This is a genomic window from Bacillus sp. BD48, from assembly GCF_046566805.1.
GTDB classification, from domain to species: Bacteria; Bacillota; Bacilli; order Bacillales; family Bacillaceae; genus Bacillus; species Bacillus safensis.
Genome location: NZ_JANGFM010000001.1, coordinates 59,297 through 77,502, shown reverse-complemented (window position 1 = coordinate 77,502; position 18,206 = coordinate 59,297). Strand labels below are relative to the sequence as shown.

The 18,206-nt window shown below is 41.8% G+C and carries 18 protein-coding genes; 4 read left to right on the top strand and 14 right to left on the bottom strand.

The genetic code is table 11. From position 1 onward, the window contains the following. Positions 1-34: 34 nt before the first annotated feature. A complete protein-coding gene (locus ACLGGR_RS00380; RefSeq protein ID WP_410972288.1) occupies positions 35-1,204 on the bottom strand; it encodes an FAD-dependent oxidoreductase in 1,170 nt (389 codons plus the stop codon). 254 nt (positions 1,205-1,458) lie between these two features. On the opposite strand from ACLGGR_RS00380, the gene ACLGGR_RS00375 reads away from it, so the two are divergent. The 3 genes from ACLGGR_RS00375 (at position 1,459) to ACLGGR_RS00365 (ending at position 2,783) form a co-directional block, all read left to right on the top strand. Further along, on the top strand, positions 1,459-1,647 hold the full coding sequence (locus ACLGGR_RS00375; protein WP_410972287.1) for a hypothetical protein: 189 nt from the start codon (positions 1,459-1,461) through the stop codon (positions 1,645-1,647). Between the two features lie 107 nt (positions 1,648-1,754). Further along, a complete protein-coding gene (locus ACLGGR_RS00370) occupies positions 1,755-1,922 on the top strand; it encodes a YdhR family protein (protein ID WP_268872926.1) in 168 nt (55 codons plus the stop codon). 93 nt (positions 1,923-2,015) lie between these two features. Next, positions 2,016-2,783, top strand: coding sequence for a pentapeptide repeat-containing protein (locus ACLGGR_RS00365; protein ID WP_251215326.1), 768 nt, complete (start codon positions 2,016-2,018; stop codon positions 2,781-2,783). Between the two features lie 43 nt (positions 2,784-2,826). Here the strand turns inward: ACLGGR_RS00365 and ACLGGR_RS00360 are convergent, their stop codons facing one another. From ACLGGR_RS00360 to ACLGGR_RS00350, 3 genes are all read right to left on the bottom strand, one after another. Further along, positions 2,827-3,249: a cytidine deaminase gene (locus ACLGGR_RS00360; protein WP_073414115.1), complete on the bottom strand. Its 423-nt coding sequence runs from the start codon at positions 3,247-3,249 to the stop codon at positions 2,827-2,829. Positions 3,250-3,474: 225 nt separating this feature from the next. Further along, positions 3,475-4,401: an alpha/beta hydrolase gene (locus ACLGGR_RS00355; protein ID WP_323650343.1), complete on the bottom strand. Its 927-nt coding sequence runs from the start codon at positions 4,399-4,401 to the stop codon at positions 3,475-3,477. A gap of 26 nt (positions 4,402-4,427) precedes the next feature. Further along, a complete protein-coding gene (locus ACLGGR_RS00350) occupies positions 4,428-4,829 on the bottom strand; it encodes a MerR family transcriptional regulator (protein ID WP_017367349.1) in 402 nt (133 codons plus the stop codon). 209 nt (positions 4,830-5,038) lie between these two features. Here ACLGGR_RS00350 and ACLGGR_RS00345 point away from each other — a divergent pair, with 209 nt between their 5' ends. After that, a complete protein-coding gene (locus ACLGGR_RS00345) occupies positions 5,039-5,347 on the top strand; it encodes a magnetosome magnetite crystal formation protein family (RefSeq protein ID WP_025093214.1) in 309 nt (102 codons plus the stop codon). A 54-nt stretch (positions 5,348-5,401) separates the two neighbouring features. On the opposite strand, the gene ACLGGR_RS00340 is transcribed toward ACLGGR_RS00345, so the two are convergent. From ACLGGR_RS00340 to ACLGGR_RS00295, 10 genes are all read right to left on the bottom strand, one after another. Then, a complete protein-coding gene (locus tag ACLGGR_RS00340; RefSeq protein ID WP_410972286.1) occupies positions 5,402-6,805 on the bottom strand; it encodes a sensor histidine kinase in 1,404 nt (467 codons plus the stop codon). 2 nt (positions 6,806-6,807) lie between these two features. Next, positions 6,808-7,515 carry a response regulator transcription factor gene (locus ACLGGR_RS00335; RefSeq protein WP_323650350.1) on the bottom strand — a complete coding sequence of 236 codons (708 nt, stop codon included), beginning with the start codon at positions 7,513-7,515 and terminating at the stop codon, positions 6,808-6,810. Between the two features lie 139 nt (positions 7,516-7,654). Continuing rightward, positions 7,655-8,920 (bottom strand): glucuronoarabinoxylan endo-1,4-beta-xylanase XynC, encoded by a 1,266-nt coding sequence (gene xynC / locus ACLGGR_RS00330; RefSeq protein WP_410972285.1) that lies wholly within the window; start codon positions 8,918-8,920, stop codon positions 7,655-7,657. 35 nt (positions 8,921-8,955) lie between these two features. After that, positions 8,956-10,494, bottom strand: a complete 1,539-nt coding sequence (locus ACLGGR_RS00325; protein WP_410972284.1) for a glycoside hydrolase family 43 protein — start codon at positions 10,492-10,494, stop codon at positions 8,956-8,958. Between the two features lie 222 nt (positions 10,495-10,716). Next, the gene (locus tag ACLGGR_RS00320; protein WP_410972283.1) at positions 10,717-12,177 is read right to left on the bottom strand and encodes a CoA-acylating methylmalonate-semialdehyde dehydrogenase; all 1,461 of its coding nucleotides are present in this window, start codon (positions 12,175-12,177) and stop codon (positions 10,717-10,719) included. Positions 12,178-12,522: 345 nt separating this feature from the next. Next, positions 12,523-13,854: an alpha-glucosidase/alpha-galactosidase gene (gene melA / locus ACLGGR_RS00315; protein WP_410972282.1), complete on the bottom strand. Its 1,332-nt coding sequence runs from the start codon at positions 13,852-13,854 to the stop codon at positions 12,523-12,525. Between the two features lie 31 nt (positions 13,855-13,885). Further along, a complete protein-coding gene (locus ACLGGR_RS00310; protein WP_410972281.1) occupies positions 13,886-14,716 on the bottom strand; it encodes a carbohydrate ABC transporter permease in 831 nt (276 codons plus the stop codon). Then, entirely contained in the window at positions 14,716-15,648 is a 933-nt protein-coding gene (locus tag ACLGGR_RS00305) for a carbohydrate ABC transporter permease (RefSeq protein ID WP_410972280.1), read from the bottom strand. Before ACLGGR_RS00305 ends, ACLGGR_RS00310 begins: the two co-directional genes overlap by 1 nt. 30 nt (positions 15,649-15,678) lie before the next feature. Then, positions 15,679-16,935 carry an ABC transporter substrate-binding protein gene (locus tag ACLGGR_RS00300; protein ID WP_142944953.1) on the bottom strand — a complete coding sequence of 419 codons (1,257 nt, stop codon included), beginning with the start codon at positions 16,933-16,935 and terminating at the stop codon, positions 15,679-15,681. A 218-nt stretch (positions 16,936-17,153) separates the two neighbouring features. After that, complete coding sequence (locus ACLGGR_RS00295) at positions 17,154-18,194, bottom strand: LacI family DNA-binding transcriptional regulator (protein WP_410972279.1); 1,041 nt, start codon at positions 18,192-18,194, stop codon at positions 17,154-17,156. Positions 18,195-18,206: the final 12 nt, after the last annotated feature.

Sequence of the window (18,206 nt, the reverse complement as noted above, 5' to 3'; positions counted from 1 at the left end):
TATAACATGTCAAAGTCAAATAGTAAATTGAGCATCAATCACCGTTTTCTTGAAAAGAATTCATCATATCTGCAAGCTTGACCGCAGCGTTTTTTGAAAAACATAGTTTTAAACTTTTCTCCGATTCATGAGCTTTCTCCGATGAATATTCGTACATCATGTCTTCATATTCTTCAATAGCCTTTTCAATATGATGAGGATTTCGGACAATCGCAAGTGCAAGCTCCATTGCATCAAACATCGCCATGTTTACACCCTCACCTGCGAATGGCGACATGACATGAGCGGCATCACCGATAAGCGTTGCTCCTTTATGGCGGTTCCATTTAAAACCGACAGGAAGCGTATAAATCCTTCTTGGAATGATGGCATCTTCTGCATAACGAATATAATTTTTCAGCTGATCGTCCCAATCACTAAATAACTGTAATAATTGTTCTTTTGCTTCTTTTGCTTGATGAAACGGAATACCACAAGTCTCAATCCAGTTACGTTCTACCATAAGGCTTGCATACACTTTTATTCGTCCATCTCCGTTTAACTGACCAATCAGTCCTTTGTGGTCTGCTAAAGCAAACATTTTACCACGTTTATTAAATGCAGCTAAATCAGGGTGGTTCACCTCTACGTTGAGGATATTCAATTCCAGCATCGTGAGCCCGGCGTATTCAATATCAATATCTGTTAACAGAGGACGCACACGAGAAAAAGCACCATCTGCCCCAATTAAAAGATCAACTGTCTCGACAATTCCGTTTTCAAAATGAAGCTCAGTCATGCCGTTTTCTAATGAAACGCAACTTTCTAGTTTATATCCATATTTGATGTTTTCAGCATCCATTTGATCTAACAGCAGTTCGCACAAAACACCACGATCAATTTCTGGGCGAGTGCCTTTCTGATCTGATTCCGTTTCTTCATCTAAATAAATTCTTCCTGATTTATCAAGTAATCGGAAATCTTCTCCTTCATAGCGGGCGTTCCTTTGAAATTTCTCATAAACTCCCGCCTCTTTTAAAGCTTTTTGACCTGTTTCTTCATGAATATCCAGTGAGCCCCCTCTTTCAAGGCTCTTGTCATGCATCTCTCGTTCATAGATGGTTGTTTGTATTCCGTAATTTTGCAGAATTAAGGCGAGTGTTAGCCCCCCAGGTCCTCCTCCAATAATAGCGATTTGCTTTTGCTCCTTAGATAATGCCGTCATCGTATGCATCTCCTCTTCTTTATGGAAATCGTTTAAAGCCACATCTCTTTTATATTATAACGAACACTGTTCGCAAAGAACAGTGTTCGTTTGAAAAAGTTTATTTCACGGTTGTGTGCTTTAATGAAAAGAAACCAATCGCCCGCCACCATATGATACACTCCAACTAGGAATGTTAAAGGATGTCGAATCATCAGAATGATTCTTAAATCAGCCGTTTCGATTGTTCTAATTCTGATGTAGGAGGTGTTTCTATGAATAAATTATTGGCAATGTTGATATTAGGATTGAGCTTTAGTGGTGCGGCTCTCATTCTTACTGTCCCTTTGTTATTCAAGCCCAAACCAGAACAATCTGAGCTGGTGTTTGCTGCTGGATCTGCGGGCGCTTTCGCAGTATTCGCTGTCTCATGCCTAGTTCCTCGAAAACGATTCAATCGCTAAAAAAACTAAACAAAATCCACCATTATAACAATGGAGATGTGTTTAGGTTTTTGTGATTTACCTTAGTGTTCAGTCAAAGAATGTATACAAGCTGACCCCGATAGGGAATCTACTTATTCAAAACAAAAGAGACTGCTGAAACATATCACGATATGCACTCTAAACGAATCACTAGCTTTGGCATAATAGACATCAATGCGAAAATCTTTGATATTAATTCTGACATTCCTCATATCACAAAAGGTCCATTAAACGCATATCGTTTTGTGATATAATCTTGAGTCAAAGACAAGCGCTAAGAGAAAATGAACTGGCTGAATGGACATCATGAATGTGAAAAATTCTGTGGAAATGATAGGGTGATAGCGATGAGAAGAATTGAGTCTGGTATATCAGTAGACAACGAAACATTTTCTGATGTTGCCAGGTATGAAAACGAAACAATCAGCAGAACGACAATCATCAACTCAAATGTTTGTTCTCCTATTTTTTTGAGCTGTCACTTGGATCATCTTGTATTTGATACGTGTGATCTGACGAATGCGAGATTTTTTGCCGGTAGTACGATTGATCATTGTACTTTTAGTCATTCAGACTTGCGCTCTGTGGGCATTGGCAAAAACGAAGCCGTCTTCACCAATTGCGAATTTTCTTCCTGCGATATGAGGGGAATGACATTGGAGAATGCTACGTTTATCGATTGTACTTTCTCTAATTGTAGATTCAATGACCGTGTTTTACAGGCAGCGAACATCGTCAATTGTACTTTTGCTGGTAAGCTAATAGAAATAACGTTTGAGGGAAATGGCAAACAAAAGCTGATCGCCAATTTTGAAAACTGCACCCTTGATGGTGTTCGTTTTATAGGCTGTGACCTAGCGGCATGTATTCCGCCAGCATCCAAACACCATTTATATGTTGAACATGTATCTGTACGAGTGAAAAAGGCCTTAGAGAAGATAGATGATGATCCTACTCTGTCTGACCATGATCGGAAAATACTAGTGCGGAGTCTGCGGAAGCTTGAACAAATGGAACAGTATATTTTTAACACGAAATATATGGAGAAAATACATGGGGCCGCTTTTGTTGAACGATTTTTCAGTCATCTTGGATGTAGCAAGGATCACATGTAATATTTGCTACATTCCTTTTCCTACTTTATCTTTATGTGGTACATCAGCTTCGAGTATATTTGAGCGGAATGAGTTCTTCGATTTTCACCTTGACTAGCTCCCCATCCATATCAAGGATGACAAAACACGTTGGTCCAAAGTCTGAAATGAGCTCTCGGCAGATGCCACAAGGGCTGACTACCCTAATTCTTCTATCTTTTTCATCTGAATAAGGGTGTCTCACTGCAACAATTGTATCAAAATCTTTGTATCCATTAGATAAAGCGCTACCAATCGCAATGGCTTCTGCACAAACAGTTACCCGTCCGATATAGGCTTCTATATGGACAGCTGATATGATTTCTCCTGTTTTCATGCGGATCGCTGCCCCTACATGATGCCTGTCATCTTCATAAAGACTGATAATCTTCTTTTTTGCTTCGTCTATTAATTCGATATCTTCTTGTGATAGATCAAACGTTTTCATTGCGTTCCCCCTTTCGCCTCACTGCTCGTATGTATTATACCAAACATGAGGTGATGAACCGAACTTCACTCTCCTTTACAAACCAGCCAAAAGACCGTTTAATCTGTAGTGAATTGCCATTCTGAATGTATTTCATATTCAATTGAAAAAGGCTGCTTTCAAATAAGCAGCCTTTTCGCCTATTTACATCAGAACATGTACCCTTTCTAGGTGTGAACTGAATCCCTAACGATTGATCACTTGAATGATTTTCTTCAGAGCATCTGCCGCTTCTGGAATTGGCATGACAACAAACACATGCAGCATTTCAGGATAAACAAAGGTTTTGATGTCCATTCCTTGTTCTGATAGTTTTTCATCGAGCTTTATGGCATCTGGATATAACATATCATGTGTTCCGATAAAATGAGTGATCTTCCCGAGCCCTTTAAAGTCACCGTAAATGGGACTAATCAATGGGTCTGTGAGACTTTGATCAGCTGCCCACATTTTTGTGATGACTTCCATTCCTTCATGACCTAGAATCGGATCCTTTTTTGCATATTCAAATATGAGAGGGTTGCTCATGCTCATATCCACGCACGCAGATAGTAACACGATATCCTTCGGCTGCGGCAGATCCTCTTTCTTTAAAAGGTGCGCAAGACCAAGTGAGATGTTTCCCCCAGCTGAATCTCCCATGATCGTCAATTGATTGGCACTTCCGGCAGTTTTCAGAAGGTCTTTATATAGGTTAAGCATTTTCGGATACGTATCCTGGTTGCTATAATGAGGTACTTTTAGGTAAATAGGAGCGACTACTTTCGCACCTAGTGATTGCGCCAATTTATCCATGAACAACCAATGGACATTCAAAGGCTGATTTGTCCATGCGCCACCATGTAGATAGAGAATGACTTTTTGATTTTGTGATGCTTGTTCATTCAATGTGAAAACTTGCATGCCTTCGAATGTCTGCTCTTGTACATCACTGATTAACTTCACATCATCCCCAATAGCATAAGGCTGCGTATTTTCAATTCCTTTTTGCTCAAGAAATTTTTTTGTCTGTTCGATACTAGAAAAACTCTCTTTATTACTTTGCGAAGCGAATAATGTTTCAAATTGAATACTTTCTTTAGAACGTTCACCACGATACATTTCTACACTCATTTTTTTCTCTCCTTCACCCAATAGGTTTATTGATCATCCTGCTTCGGAACACGAAATGATTCCAGGTAGACTTGTACTTTTTTTTCAGGGGTTTTTAATAAGTTAGATAAAAGGTCTTGAATGAGACGAAGGCTTTTAATTTTCTTTTCAATTTCTTCATGTTTAAGATGGACAATTTGTCTTAGGGTATCAAGGTCTATGTCTTGACTTAGCATGTCCATAATTTCAGCTATTTCCTTTAATGAATAACCGAGCGTTTTCGCATCTTTGATCAATTGAATTTTCACAACATAGTCGTCTGTATAGAATCTGTAACCGTTTGAACGTCGTCTTGGAGCAGGTAATATGTTGTGCTCTTCATAGTAACGAATTGCGGCAGGACTTACTCCTGTTTTTTTGGCAAGTTCTCCTCTAGTCATCAACTCCATCGTTACTCCTTTTTCGTGATTTTGTCTTTCTATATTTACATTATAAAGGTTGAACTATACTTCAAGGTCAAGAGATGTTGATGTCAATTCTGAAGCGTTTTAAAAGGTAAACATTTTTAAGGTTGCTGTAAGGTTCAGATTAATACAGGTTAAGGTTGAGGTAGTACAATGTGTTTGTAGTAGTCAATAAATCATAGAGGTGAAACGTTTTGAGAGAAAATAAAGTCTTGTCTTCATTATGTTACTTTAGTATCTTTTTCGCACCATTTTTGTTCCCAATTATCGTCTATTTCTTAGGTCAGGACGAAGTGAAATATCATGCGAAAAAATCATTATGGACGCATGTCATTCCTTATTTGATTTTTGGTATTGGCATCCTTGGTTCAGGTTTACTTGGTATGAAAGATATCAGCCATGCGGGGCCTTTCTTAATTGCGACATATGCAGTGACATTCCTTGTTGCCATCTACTTCTTCATTTGGAACATTGTCAAAGGCATCAAAGTGTTTTCAGAATAAATAATAGGTAAAAAAACGGTTCTGTTGTTGATCAGAACCGTTTTTTGTATGTTTTTATGCTGGTAGTTGGATATCAATTGTTGTTCCTTTCCCTACACTGCTGCGGATCGTGATATCCCCGCCGTGCTTGACGATAATATCCTTTGCAATGGCCATCCCAAGACCAGAGCCTGCATGCGAAACTCCTGTGTTCGTCCCTCTATAATAGCGGTCAAACACTTTTTCCAGCTCTGCCTCTTCGATTCCTTTGCCGTTGTCTTTAATCGTGATGTGGGTATGTTCTTTTTGTTCAAGCTGTACAATGATTGTCACATCAGAATCATTGTGAACGAGGGCATTTAAAATAAGATTGGTAATTGCTCTTCGAATGAGGATTTTATCAATATTCAGCATGAGCTTGTCTTCATTCGTTTGAAGCTCAATCGTCTGATCAGCATATCTTGAATCGTTTAAAATATCAATGAACGTTTCCCGCAGCAGTGACACAATGTTGACTAGCTCTTTATTGAGCATGACGCCGTTATTTTTCAGCCTGGTCGTTAAATTCAGATCCTCCATGACATCTTTGATATAAAGTGATTTATTCTCAATGATGCCTGCGTAATGTCTGATGTCTTGCTTTGAAAGGGGATACTTTGGATCTTTGATGATTTCTGCATAGCCTTGAATAGAAGCTAGCGGCGTTTTAATATCATGAGAAATATGGGTGATCCATTCTTCCCGTATTTGCTCTAATTTGTCTTTTTCTTTCTTGCTTGAAGCGAGCTGCTCTGATAAGTGATTGACATTATAAAAGACATCTTTATAAATTCCTTTAGCAGGCAGATTTGTCGTGTAATCTCCGTTTGCCAGCCGCTGGATGCCATGAATGGCACGGCCGAGCGGTTTTGTGAGCTGCCGGCTGAATAAGTAATCAATGAGTAACGCTATGATGGCATCAATTGATAATAAAATCATCGTTCCGATATTGAATTTTGTCACTAAGTCCTTCGTGTCGAACGAGAATAGGTATTTTCCGATAGAAGGGTCTTTATATCCGATAAAGTAGCTGTATTCTTTGTCTTTTACTTTTTTTCCGCCAGCAAAAATGGTCGAAAATAATTGCTTATCTTTATATTTATGTAAGTTCACGATTTCTATTGGTGTATATTTGTTCTTTAATCCTTTAGGTGCATGCGCATGATACACGTCTTGTCCATTTTCGTCTAAAATTTGAATCCATGCATTCTGTTGTTTTAAAGCTTTCTGCCCTTCTTTGTTTACGGTTATTCCTTGATCAGAAAAAGAGACGTATTGTTCAAATGATCTTGTGAAGGTTTCGGGCGTATTTTCCTCGTTATGCTGGCTGTTTGCCTGAAGTACAAGCCAAATCATAAATACGAATAAGTTGATAAAGACCGTGATTATGGTCACGATAATGACAGAGACCATATACCTGCCTGTTAATCGCCATTTCATCCTTACGCATCCTTTACAACAAATTTATACCCAAGCCCTTTGACTGTGACGAGAAACTCTGGTGTTGACGGGGAATTCTCTATTTTTTCCCGAAGTCTTCGGATATGAACCATCACTGTATTGTCAGAACCGAAGAAGTCTTCTCCCCAAACGGTTTGATAAAGCGTTTCTTTACTGATGATGCGGTTCGGGTGCTGCAAGAAATAGGACATAAGCAGAAGCTCTTTTGGCGTGAGCTCAATTGCCTCGCCATTTTTAGTCAGTTCTGCTAGCTGCTCGTTTAACTCAAACGGCCCTTTTTTAATCACGGGATCGGCTTGAGATGACTGCAAGTATGAGACCCGTCTTAGCTGCGCTTTCACCCGGTAGGCGACTTCCTTTGGGCTGAACGGTTTTGTAATGTAGTCATCCCCGCCGATGGCAAGTCCTACAATTTTGTCTGATTCCTCTCCCTTTGCTGATAAAAAAATAATTGGAACATGGGAGGTCTCTCTAATTTGCCTGCAAATATCATAGCCTTCACCGTCTGGCAGCATAATATCAAGTATGACAAGATCGGGTTGTTCTTGATGGAATTTCGTGAGCCCCTCACGGGCAGTTGAAGCTGTTATGACACGATCAATGCCTTCTCTTGTTAATACTGTGTTGATTAATTCCAAAATTTCTTTTTCGTCATCGATCATTAATACTTTGCTTTGATGCTTGGGCATACATTGATCACTCTCCTGAAGTCATTGTTATTATTATACCCAATGTGAGTACATAGTGAAAAATCGACTTCCTACTTGCATAAAAAAAGCCAATTTTCTCATTTTAAAAGAAAATTGGCTTTTGGTGATTCAATTCATTTTAGCGTTTGACCACAAAAGTTGTCACACTTTGAGCCGGGAGATGAGCCCAAAATTGATTACCTGATATATTTAAGTCTGTACCCGGCTGAAGGTTGCTGTTGCTGCTCGTAATCCATCTTGACGCTTGCGAAGCAGTTCCATTTTGCATCACAAAGTGCTGATTGACTCCTGTATTGTTTTTGTTAATCGCGACAATGACGACCTGATTGTTTCCTTTGTAGGCAGATACGAAAACATTTGGTTCAGGACTTTTCGTTGCATCAATCCTGATGTATCCAGGGCGTACAAATTTGGAGAAATGCGCCATGTTGTAACCGCGTTTGCTGATCATGCCGTCTTCCTTCATAGGGCCGTAGGATCTGCGGATGTACCACCAAACATATGCCTGAAAGTCCCCTTCTACCATCGAATGGTGAATATGCTCTGAAACTCCTAATGCTTCAGGCCAGCGGTCGGCTGAATTGTTATCGCTATTCGGGTAGTAGACCTCTGTCATCCAAAGCTCCTTCCCCCCTCCTTTTTGTTTGAACAGAGGATACGGAAGCTGGCTGATTTGGGTTCCGTACAAATGGGCTCCGAGAATGTCCATATTTCCAAGCGCCTGCGGATCATTTAAGATAGGATCTGATATATTTTTAAGGTATTGAAAGGATTCTGGCGCAATTACACGGGCATTAATGGAGCCGGCATTTTCTCTCATGAAACGCAGGATTTCCTGAGGAGTCCACCATGTCCATTCATGTGCATAATCGGGCTCGTTTTGTACTGATATCGCATAGAGATTGACGCCATTATTTTTCATATACGTCACAAAATCGTTCAGATGCTGAGCATATGCGGCGTATTGATTGTATCTTAGCCGTTTTGCAGTTGTACCATTACGGTTGAAGGTCTCCACCATTTGGCTTGGAGGATTCCAAGGTGAAGCGATCACTAAAGCTCCATGCTCTATTGCTCTTTTGGCAGTGGCGACCTCTCTGTGCCAATTATTTCTGTTCTCATCTACAAAAATTCTTAGAATGGAAAATCCTAATTGATTCTGCCCATTGCCAAAGGCGGTTTCCCTTTGAGGTGCGGTCAAATCCCCAATCCAAGCCGGGTGGTTCATTCCACCAAATCCGCGAATCACTTGTCTTTCCGCATTGATATTAATATTGGCATCTGCTGCTGAAACTTCAGTCACGAAAGGTCCGATGAACATGACAGACAGCATGGTGAAGCAGACCAATAAAGTGCAGATTGGTTTTTTGATCATTGACATCAAATTTTTCCACTCTCCTATCATTTTCTCATCTTTTGTTATTGAGTAAACCGCCAGGAATCAAATTGAAATAGGTTTGCACCTGTTCCTGTGAAGACAAAAAATACGTTGTGTACGCCAGCTGCTCCATTTACTGTCGTTTCTACTTCTCGCCAGTTGTTCGGTCCGCCTGTGGAAGGGACATTTAGTGTTCCGACGAGTCTGCCGTCAGGGCTTCCGAGGCGTACTTCTATTTTGCCGCCTGCATTTGATGCTACATTCGCTTTAAATGTTCTTGCGCCGCTTGATCCGAAATCGACGTTACTGGCAGCCACCCAATCTCCGTTTTGAATGTTTGTGACATGCTGGTTATTGACCGGTCCGCCTGGGGCTGAGGATGCCTCTGTTAAAATGCGTCCATTCCAAGCAAATGTTTCAGCTTCTACCCGCTGATATGGATTCAGATTGGATAGCTGTTTGACGCCTTCATAATTGGCTGCTACCTCTTGAAGGGAGCCGTCAGCATTATGCACAAGCTTATTAATGTGCGGAGATCTGTAGCCTCTTCCTGCTCCATATAAGGCAGAGCTGACTGTTTGGGTATGATATACGACATACCACTCGTTTTTAAAATTGAACACAGCATGATGGTTGTTACCGCCTCCCCCGAAAAATGCACCCGGATTTTTCAGGAAGTGCCCTCTATACGTAAAGGGACCCATCGGACTTGAGCTCGTCATATAACCGATCTCACCAGGTGGTTTATCTGCAGGGTGGGAGCCGCCAAAGTTAATGCAATAGGAATAATAATAGGTTCCGTTATACTTATGCATACCGGAATCTTCAAACATAAAAGGAGCATCAATGGTCGAGGCGCTGCCCACAACACTTGTCATATCAGGCCCAAGTTTTAATACTCTTGCTGTTTTAGGATTGGCCCATTGTCCCTGCGTTGGATTAGAACCGCCTGGAACGCCTCCGCCGGCATATAAATAACCAGTGCCGTCATCATCTACAAAGACGGCTGGATCAAACAGCCATACAACCCCGGCCATTCCTGGTGTATTTGGCGTGACAAGCGCTTTTCCGATAGGATCTGTCCATGGACCGATTGGGGAATCTGCTGTAAGAACGCCAATCCCTCCGCCGCTGTTCGCGAAATAAAGGAAAAATTTATCCTTCCCATTGATTTTTTTCACCGCCGCTGATGGAGCCCAGGAAGCACCTGCCCATTTAGCAATTCCTCTGCCGCCATTTGCCCCATTTGCTCCGGCTACTGGAATCGCGCCATGATCTGTCCAGTTCACCATATCTGCTGAAGAGATGACGAAGACCCTATTCAAATTGGCAAAAGAATTATCCTTAATCGTTCCGTTGCTGTGATATTCATAGTCATCACTCGACATATAAATGTACACTCTTCCGTTATAGGTGAGCGCAAACGGATCAGCGCCCAAGTGGTGGTCTATGAGCGGGTTTGCATTTCCTACACGTTTTGCAATTGTTGTGCTTGCCGCACTCGCATCATATACCGGTAAACAACTCAGTACCAAAGCAAAAATCAATAAACCAACGCCGCACTTCATCCTCGTCCTCATCGTTTCATTTCCTCCTGTTTTCATCTTCCTAATATTGGGGTTTGGGCCCAATTTCAAAATATGTTGATAGGGACTGATGAAGAATGAATAGAAAGAATGATTTCTAGTGCAAATCCTTGCTGGAATCACAATGAAAACCCTTACTTTTTGACTAGAAGACAACAAAAAATGCAGTCTCCCAAGCTGGGGCTGCATTTTTTCTCCTTATGAATCATTGCATGTTTAAATATAACGAGCGGTGACCATTTTCTTTCTTGTGTAAAACTCTACTCCGTCAGTTCCATTGGCATGCAAGTCTCCGTAGAAAGAATCCTTCCAGCCGGAAAACGGGAAGAATGCCATTGGTGCGGGTACACCGATGTTTACGCCAAGCATGCCCGCTTCAATGTTTTCGCGAAATTCTCTTATGCTTGATGCACTGTCTGTATACAGGCAGGCACCGTTCGCAAATTTTGATTGGTTGGACAGGTCGATTGCTTCTGCTAATGAAGAAACACGGACAATTGATAAGACTGGGGCGAAAATCTCGTCCTGCCAAATTTTCATTTGATTTGTGACATGATCAAAGATTGTCGGTCCGACGAAATACCCTTCTCCATTTGTTTCGTGATCTTGCCGGCCATCACGAATGAGGCTTGCTCCTTCTTCAATCCCTGATTGGATGTATTGAAGCGTTCGTTCTTTATGTTCCTTTCGAATGACTGGACCAAGAAAGACGTCTTCATTGATCCCGTTTCCAATGACGAGTTCGTTTGATTCATCAACTAATTTTTGAATCAACTCTTCAGCCACTTCTTCTTCCACTGCGACAACGGCTGCGGCCATGCAGCGCTCTCCTGCTGAGCCGAAGGCAGCCCCGATGATTTGTTTCGTTGCCGCGTCTAAATCCGCATCTTTGAGGACAATGGAGTGATTCTTTGCGCCTGCAAGTGCTTGGACACGTTTGCCATGCTCTGTTCCTTTTTTATAGACATATTCTGCGACTGGCTGAGAGCCGACAAAAGATATGGCTTTGACCTTTTGATGTTCAAGCAGGCCGTTGACGACATCGTGAGCCCCATTGACAATGTTGAGAACACCTTTTGGAAGACCCGCTTCTTCAAACAGCTCTGCTAACCTTGCCGCAAGAATAGGCGTTCGTTCTGAAGGTTTTAAAACAAACGTATTTCCGCAGGCAATGGCAAGCGGGAACATCCAGCAAGGCACCATCATTGGAAAGTTAAATGGCGTAATGCCGCCGATGACGCCAATTGGATAGCGGTACATGCCTGATTCAAGTCCAGTCGCAATATCTGGCAGCTGTTTTCCCATCATTAAGGTTGGTGCGCCCGCAGCAAATTCCACACATTCAATCCCGCGCTGAACTTCTCCTTTTGCCTCAGTTACACTTTTTCCGTTTTCAATCGTTACGAGTTCAGCCAGCTCATCCCAGTTCTCAACGAGTAACTGCTGGTATTTAAATAAAATGCGTGCACGCCGGGGAACAGCTGTCTTAGACCAAGTAGTAAACGCTTCTTGTGCTGCTTGTACCGCGCGTTCGACATCTGTTTTTGTTGAAAGCGGCACTTCCGCGATGATTTCGCCAGTAGCTGGGTTATACACTGCCTCTGTCTGACTTGTTTCCGCCTCAATCCATTGTCCGCCAATATAATTTTTCAACGTTTGTACATCTGTTTTGGTCATGTTCCCTCTCTCCTCTTTGTTAAAAAATGTCATGCTTAAAGGGTGTGTATGTATCGTCATTGTCTCATCTAATGGGCATTCATCTGTATACACTCTTTGTCAAATCAAACGGCAGTTTTGGTTTACGTTATGATAAACCGCTTTAGTCAGGCTCTTGTTCAACACAGATTGGTTTGTTTGTGACATTTAACACTAGAATACCGAAATTTCATGATATGTTTTTGATTAACTATTGGGTAACTTTAGAAAAATCATAATATTAAAATGGGTCTCAGTCAATCCTCTTTTTGCTTCATAAGAAAAACCTGATGCGCGGTGCATCAGGTAGAGGCTGGTTTATTTCTGTTATTTGGTTGATGCGGCATATTGATTTGGTTCTATATAATTTGGCAGCATCTCTCCATGTGCTTCAATGAGTTCGTCACATAATTGAATGGTGTCATCAATTGATAGTTCAGCGCTTGTGTGTGGATCCAGTAAAGCCGCTTGATAAATGTGTTCTCTTTTACCGCTGATTGCTGCTTCAATCGTCATCAGCTGTGAACTGATATTGGATCGATTGAGTCCAGCCAATTGTTCAGGGATCTCTCCGACATAGCATGGCATGATGCCGCCTCGATCTGCCACACACGGTACTTCTACACAGGCTTTTTCAGGCAGGTTGTCAATGAGCCTGCCAGTATTCAGAACATTTCCGCCAAATTTAAAGGCAACATTTGTTTCGATGGCTTCAATGATACGTGAACCATATTCTTTAGAGCGGGTATGTGTGATCTGTGTGTTCCCCACAAGGTCATGCTTCATTGTATTCCAATTGTTGATTTGTTCCTCGCAGCGTCTCGGGTATTCATCAAGCGGAATGTTAAACTGACCGATTAGTTCTGGGTACCGTGATTTGATGAAATATGGATGGTATTCGGCATTATGCTCTGAGGATTCTGTGACATAGTAGCCGAATTTATCCATCAGTTCAAAACGAACCATATCATGATGCCGTGATTGCTGCTTTTCTTTTGCTCGTCTTTTGATTTCTGGATACAAGTCTTTTCCGTCCCGTTTTACCTCTAATAACCATGCCATATGGTTAATGCCGGCAATTTTTTCTTCAATGTCTTCATGTTCCATTTCAAGAGATTCAAATAGGTCCTTTGTACACACCTGCACACTATGACAGAGACCAACCGTTTGAACCTGAGTATAGCGCAGCATCGCACCTGTCAGTGTGGCCATTGGATTCGTGTAATTTAACAATAAAGCATTTGGGCAAACCTCTTCCATATCCTTTGCAAAGTCAAGCATGACAGGAATCGTTCGAAGGGAGCGGAAGATGCCGCCGATCCCTACCGTATCCGCAATCGTTTGTCTTAATCCGTATTTTTTAGGTATTTCAAAATCAATGACAGTACTTGGCCGATAGCCTCCAACCTGGATGGCATTGATGACATATTTCGCATCCTGTAAGGCTTCTTTCCTGTTGTGATAGGACTGAATGGTCACATTTGCACCGTAATTTGCTTTTAAATGCAGGAGCATCGTTTCTGATTCTTTCAGCCGGTTGTGGTCGATATCATATAATGCGAATTCAAAGCCTGCAAGGGCGGGAACAAACAGACAATCTCCTAATATATTTTTAGCAAACACGGTACTCCCTGCACCGATAAATGTAATTTTAGACATAGACGACTCTCCTTTTCACATCCATATTGGGCTAGCCTTTGACAGAGCCTTGTGAAAGCCCTGCGATAAAATATTTTTGCAAAAGTAAAAACATCGTGACCATTGGCAGCATCGCAATGAGTGCAGCCGCCCCAACGAGCTGAAGCTGATGCTGATTTTGACCAAAGAAATGGGATAAGGCGACTGTGAGTGTATGCATCTCTTTATCTTGCAAAAAAAAGATAGCAAATTGATAGTCGTTCCAAATATACACGCAGGCAATGATTAATACAGAAGCGGTAATGGGCTTCAAAAGCGGAAAAACGACAGTGAAAAAAACTCTGAGTGTCCCTGCTCCATCAATACGGGCAGCTTCTTCAAGCTCCTTTGGAATTGTCGACCGGATAAAGCCTGCGTATAAGAAAATCGTCAGCGGCAAAAAAGCAGCCACATTGTTTAGAATCGCAATTTGATAGGTGTTCATCATCCCGATTTGAACGACCATTTTATAGAGCGGGACAAGGGCTGTGAGCGGTGGAATGACCATAATGGCAATAAATAAAACATAGACTGCTTTATTCAGTTTTGTGTTCCTTCTTGCAAGCGGATAGGCTGCAAGAGATCCAAACATAATGAGCAATACAGCGGAGCTGAACGTAATGATCACTGTATTCAAAAAGGACTGGCCAAGCTGAGCCTCTGTCCATGCTGTGCGGAAGTTTTCAAGATGAATCGCTTTCGGAAACAGCCATTTTGAACTAAAATCTCCTATCCCCTTTAATGATGTCGTCACCAAAATATAAAATGGAATCAGGTGTAGCAATGTGATCAATAGTGCGAGGAAGGAGTACCATCTTTTCTTCTGTCTATAGGCGTTATCCATCACACCTCGGTCTCCTTTCGTTTGAAATAAATCAGCGCTGCGACACTAATGACAAGGATGATGACTGCCATGAAAACTCCTTGCGTTGCTGCATAGCCTGCATCTTGACGTTTGAAATACAGATCATACATAAAGGTCGACATGGATTGCGAGGAATCTCCAGGTCCCCCGCCCGTGAGTGCCACAATGACATCAAAGAGCTTGAGTCCGCCAATGACATTCAGCACAACATTAATGGTGATCGACGGCATAAGCAGCGGCAGTGTGATCCGCCTAAATTGCTGGAGGCTTGATGCGCCGTCTAATTGTGCCGCTTCATAATAATCCTTAGGAATACTTTGAAGTCCTGCTAAATAAATGATCATCGCAATCCCGACGAATTGATATGTGTTGACAAGCACAATAATCCATGTGTTGAATTGCGGGTTGCCGAGCGCATTCATTTGATCAAATCCAAAAAACGTCACCACATCATTTAAGGCACCGCCTTGGTAAGCAAACACAAAATACCAAATATAGCCCATCGCAATCGGGCTGATCATGACAGGTAAATAGATGACCGTTCTTGTGATGGCTTTCATCTTTAAGCTTTGATTTAATAAGAGAGCATACCCAAGTCCGATGATATTTTGTAAAATGGTACTCCCAATTCCATAGAGAAGCGTGTTTTTGACAACAAGCCATGTCGCCTGATCCTGAAGCAGCCGCCCATATTGCCCAAGACCAATCCATTGATAAGTTTGTGAGAAACCGTTCCAATTCGTAAAAGAAAGCTGAATGCCGTTCAAAAAAGGATAAATGATAAAGGTACTGACGACGAGAACAGCTGGCATGTACATCCACCAAAGTGATGAATTCTGGCGTTTTTGTATCTTTTGTTTTGGTAAAGAGGTGAATGCGGCTGGCTGCTTTGCTTTTGTGATGTCATTCATTGGCTTCACTCCTGTTTCAGCATCCATCGGCTATTGTTTTTTCAAACGCTTATATTCCTCTTCCATTTTCTTTGATAACTGTTCTGGTGTGATGGAGCCTGCTAATAATTCTTGACCCGTTGTTGCCATGACCGCCCACATTCCGCTTGGTAAGTATTTTCGATCGAAATACGGTTCAATCTTCACCTGTTCGTATTGATCGTAAAAGGTAGAGTAATAGTTTTTCGCTTTCACTTGTTTTAGAGCTGTTTCAGAGGATGTGCCCTCGGCGATTTTTTTTGCGTTTTCAGGTTTTGCTAAAAAATCGATGAATTGTTTTGCTTCTTTTAGATGCTTGGAGTCTTTCCAAGCAGCGACAGTAAACCGTTCTCCGCCAATCCAGCTTTGTTTATCTCCCTCATGAATGGCTGGAACAGGCATCGTGCCTACTTTGATCGATGAATTCAGCTCTGTTGCTTCAGGTCCTAAGGATCCTCCGACAAAGGTGAAGGCGATTTTATTTTGTGCCATGAGCTCAGGCGCTTGAGATAGTTTCGCTGTCAGGACATCCTTGTTTAAAAGGTCTTGATCCTTCAAATCTTTCATGAACCTGGCAAGCGGTGTATATAGAGACCAATCAAATGATCCATTTTCAAGTTCTTTTCCGTATTGATGCTTTTGATCGGTGATTAATAAAGGCGTCGCCAGCTCATCAAAGACTTGGGCAATATTTGAGTTATCTCCTCCTGGTATCCAAAGCGGCACAACATCTCCTTTACTTTTTTCTTTCACTGTCAGCAAAGCAGATTTGAGTTCATCAAGTGTTCTAGGGACTTCTATGCCATATTCCTTTAATAGATTGGCATTAAAGCTAAGCCCGTCTTTTGCTTGATTCAGCGGATAGGCGTACACTTTGCCATCTTTGTCTTTTAAAATCTGGTCGAGGGAAGGATCAAGCTGTTTGACCCAATCCATCTCTTTTAAATCAGCCACATACTCGCTATAGCGCAGTTTGGCCCAGCCATGTGTATCAAACAGGTCTGGCATATCGTTTGCCCCCATTTTGACGCGGATCATATCTTCATAGCTGTTGCCTGGGAAATTGGCATCGATTCGAATCTGCTCATGCTCCTTTTCAAACTCACGAATCACTTCTTCAAACGCTTTTCTTTCCCCGCTGTTGCTCATCGTTGAAAATAGCGTCAAGGTCACCTTTCCATTTGCTTCAGAAGAGCCGTTATTGCCGCAGGCAGACAACATCATGGTCAAGAAAATGGCTGCAGTCAGCATCATGATTTTTTTATTCATGGTTTCCTCCTTTTGATCACTGAAAATTCAGACGATTATCGGTAGAATTCATGCAGTTGCGGAAACAAAAGAAGTCCATTATACTGGAATTCTATTCTTTTCAAAGAGATAAGAGAGCATAGCGGCAGGCTGCCTTGTGTTCAGCATGATCTGGCCATCATGCTAAGCAGCTTGCTTTCTGCTTTTTTGTCTCTTTTTTGTTAGCTGAAATCTATGGTTCACCCCCTTTCACGGATGAGACATGTACTGCCTCGCTCGATGAGTGTTGTTGGCACGACGACTTTTAGAGGAAGTTTTCTTCCGTTTATTCTCTCAAGCAAAAGCTTCAGGCCGACTTCCCCCATTTCTTCTGTATATACTTTGACGGTTGTAAGCGGCGGGCTTGAAAATGAAGCGGCTTCAATGTCGTTAAATCCAACAATGGATACATCTGAAGGCACGTGTAGACCGGCTTCATGAAGAGCGCGCATTGCGCCGATTGCCATAGAGTCACTTCCAATGAAAAAGGCTTGCGGCAGTTTTCCTTTTTTGATGGCTTGCTGCATAAGCGTATAGCCTTCTTGCATGGAGTATTCACCAATGTGGATGTCTTCCATATGAAGAGCGCCCGCTTCCTGCATTCTTTTCATAAACGTCGTTTGTCTTTCGTCCTCAATCACAGCATTACCTTCGAAATAATGTTCCCGCTCTTTTCCGCCAATATAGCCTAGATGTGTATAGCCAAGAGAATGCAGATGACGAATGGCGCGATCTGCCGCTCTGACAAAGTCCACATGTACACAATCATACAAATCTTCATCCGCATAATGATTGATAAAAACAATGTGTTCCATTCGATTTGTCATTTTTTCAACCGTATCGGGGCTGATTCGTCCAATGACGATCAAACCGTCAATATCCTTTAGCATCGCCCCTTTATCCATGCTTCTTAGGCGAAAGGTATGGAGAGTGGACAAGCCTTGTTTGGCATATTCTTTTTCAATTCCTTTTCGAATCGATGAAAAAAAGGGATCATTTAATTCTTCGTCAATGGATTGAGCGACAACGACACCGATGACTAGGGATTCAGATGGACTTTTCTCTTCTGCTTGATCGGCTTTTCTTGCTCTTACTGGGGTATAGTTTAACTTTTTAGCAATGTCGAGGATGTTTTGTCTCGTTGCGTGTGAAACGGCAAGTGTTTGATCGCCATTTAACACACGGGATACAGTGGAAACGGACACTTTTGCATCATGAGCAATATCTTTGAGTGTAGTCATAGGCAAACTCCT

Bases quoted from the DNA above. Each gene is read 5' to 3' on its own strand.
- ACLGGR_RS00380 (WP_410972288.1), bottom strand. From the start codon at position 1,204: ATGACGGCATTATCTAAGGAGCAAAAGCAAATCGCTATTATTGGAGGA.
- ACLGGR_RS00375 (WP_410972287.1), top strand. From the start codon at position 1,459: ATGAATAAATTATTGGCAATGTTGATATTAGGATTGAGCTTTAGTGGT.
- ACLGGR_RS00365 (WP_251215326.1), top strand. From the start codon at position 2,016: ATGAGAAGAATTGAGTCTGGTATATCAGTAGACAACGAAACATTTTCT.
- ACLGGR_RS00360 (WP_073414115.1), bottom strand. From the start codon at position 3,249: ATGAAAACGTTTGATCTATCACAAGAAGATATCGAATTAATAGACGAA.
- ACLGGR_RS00355 (WP_323650343.1), bottom strand. From the start codon at position 4,401: ATGAGTGTAGAAATGTATCGTGGTGAACGTTCTAAAGAAAGTATTCAA.
- ACLGGR_RS00350 (WP_017367349.1), bottom strand. From the start codon at position 4,829: ATGGAGTTGATGACTAGAGGAGAACTTGCCAAAAAAACAGGAGTAAGT.
- ACLGGR_RS00340 (WP_410972286.1), bottom strand. From the start codon at position 6,805: ATGAAATGGCGATTAACAGGCAGGTATATGGTCTCTGTCATTATCGTG.
- ACLGGR_RS00335 (WP_323650350.1), bottom strand. From the start codon at position 7,515: ATGCCCAAGCATCAAAGCAAAGTATTAATGATCGATGACGAAAAAGAA.
- ACLGGR_RS00325 (WP_410972284.1), bottom strand. From the start codon at position 10,494: ATGAGGACGAGGATGAAGTGCGGCGTTGGTTTATTGATTTTTGCTTTG.
- ACLGGR_RS00320 (WP_410972283.1), bottom strand. From the start codon at position 12,177: ATGACCAAAACAGATGTACAAACGTTGAAAAATTATATTGGCGGACAA.
- melA (WP_410972282.1), bottom strand. From the start codon at position 13,854: ATGTCTAAAATTACATTTATCGGTGCAGGGAGTACCGTGTTTGCTAAA.
- ACLGGR_RS00310 (WP_410972281.1), bottom strand. From the start codon at position 14,716: ATGGATAACGCCTATAGACAGAAGAAAAGATGGTACTCCTTCCTCGCA.
- ACLGGR_RS00305 (WP_410972280.1), bottom strand. From the start codon at position 15,648: ATGAATGACATCACAAAAGCAAAGCAGCCAGCCGCATTCACCTCTTTA.
- ACLGGR_RS00300 (WP_142944953.1), bottom strand. From the start codon at position 16,935: ATGAATAAAAAAATCATGATGCTGACTGCAGCCATTTTCTTGACCATG.
- ACLGGR_RS00295 (WP_410972279.1), bottom strand. From the start codon at position 18,194: ATGACTACACTCAAAGATATTGCTCATGATGCAAAAGTGTCCGTTTCC.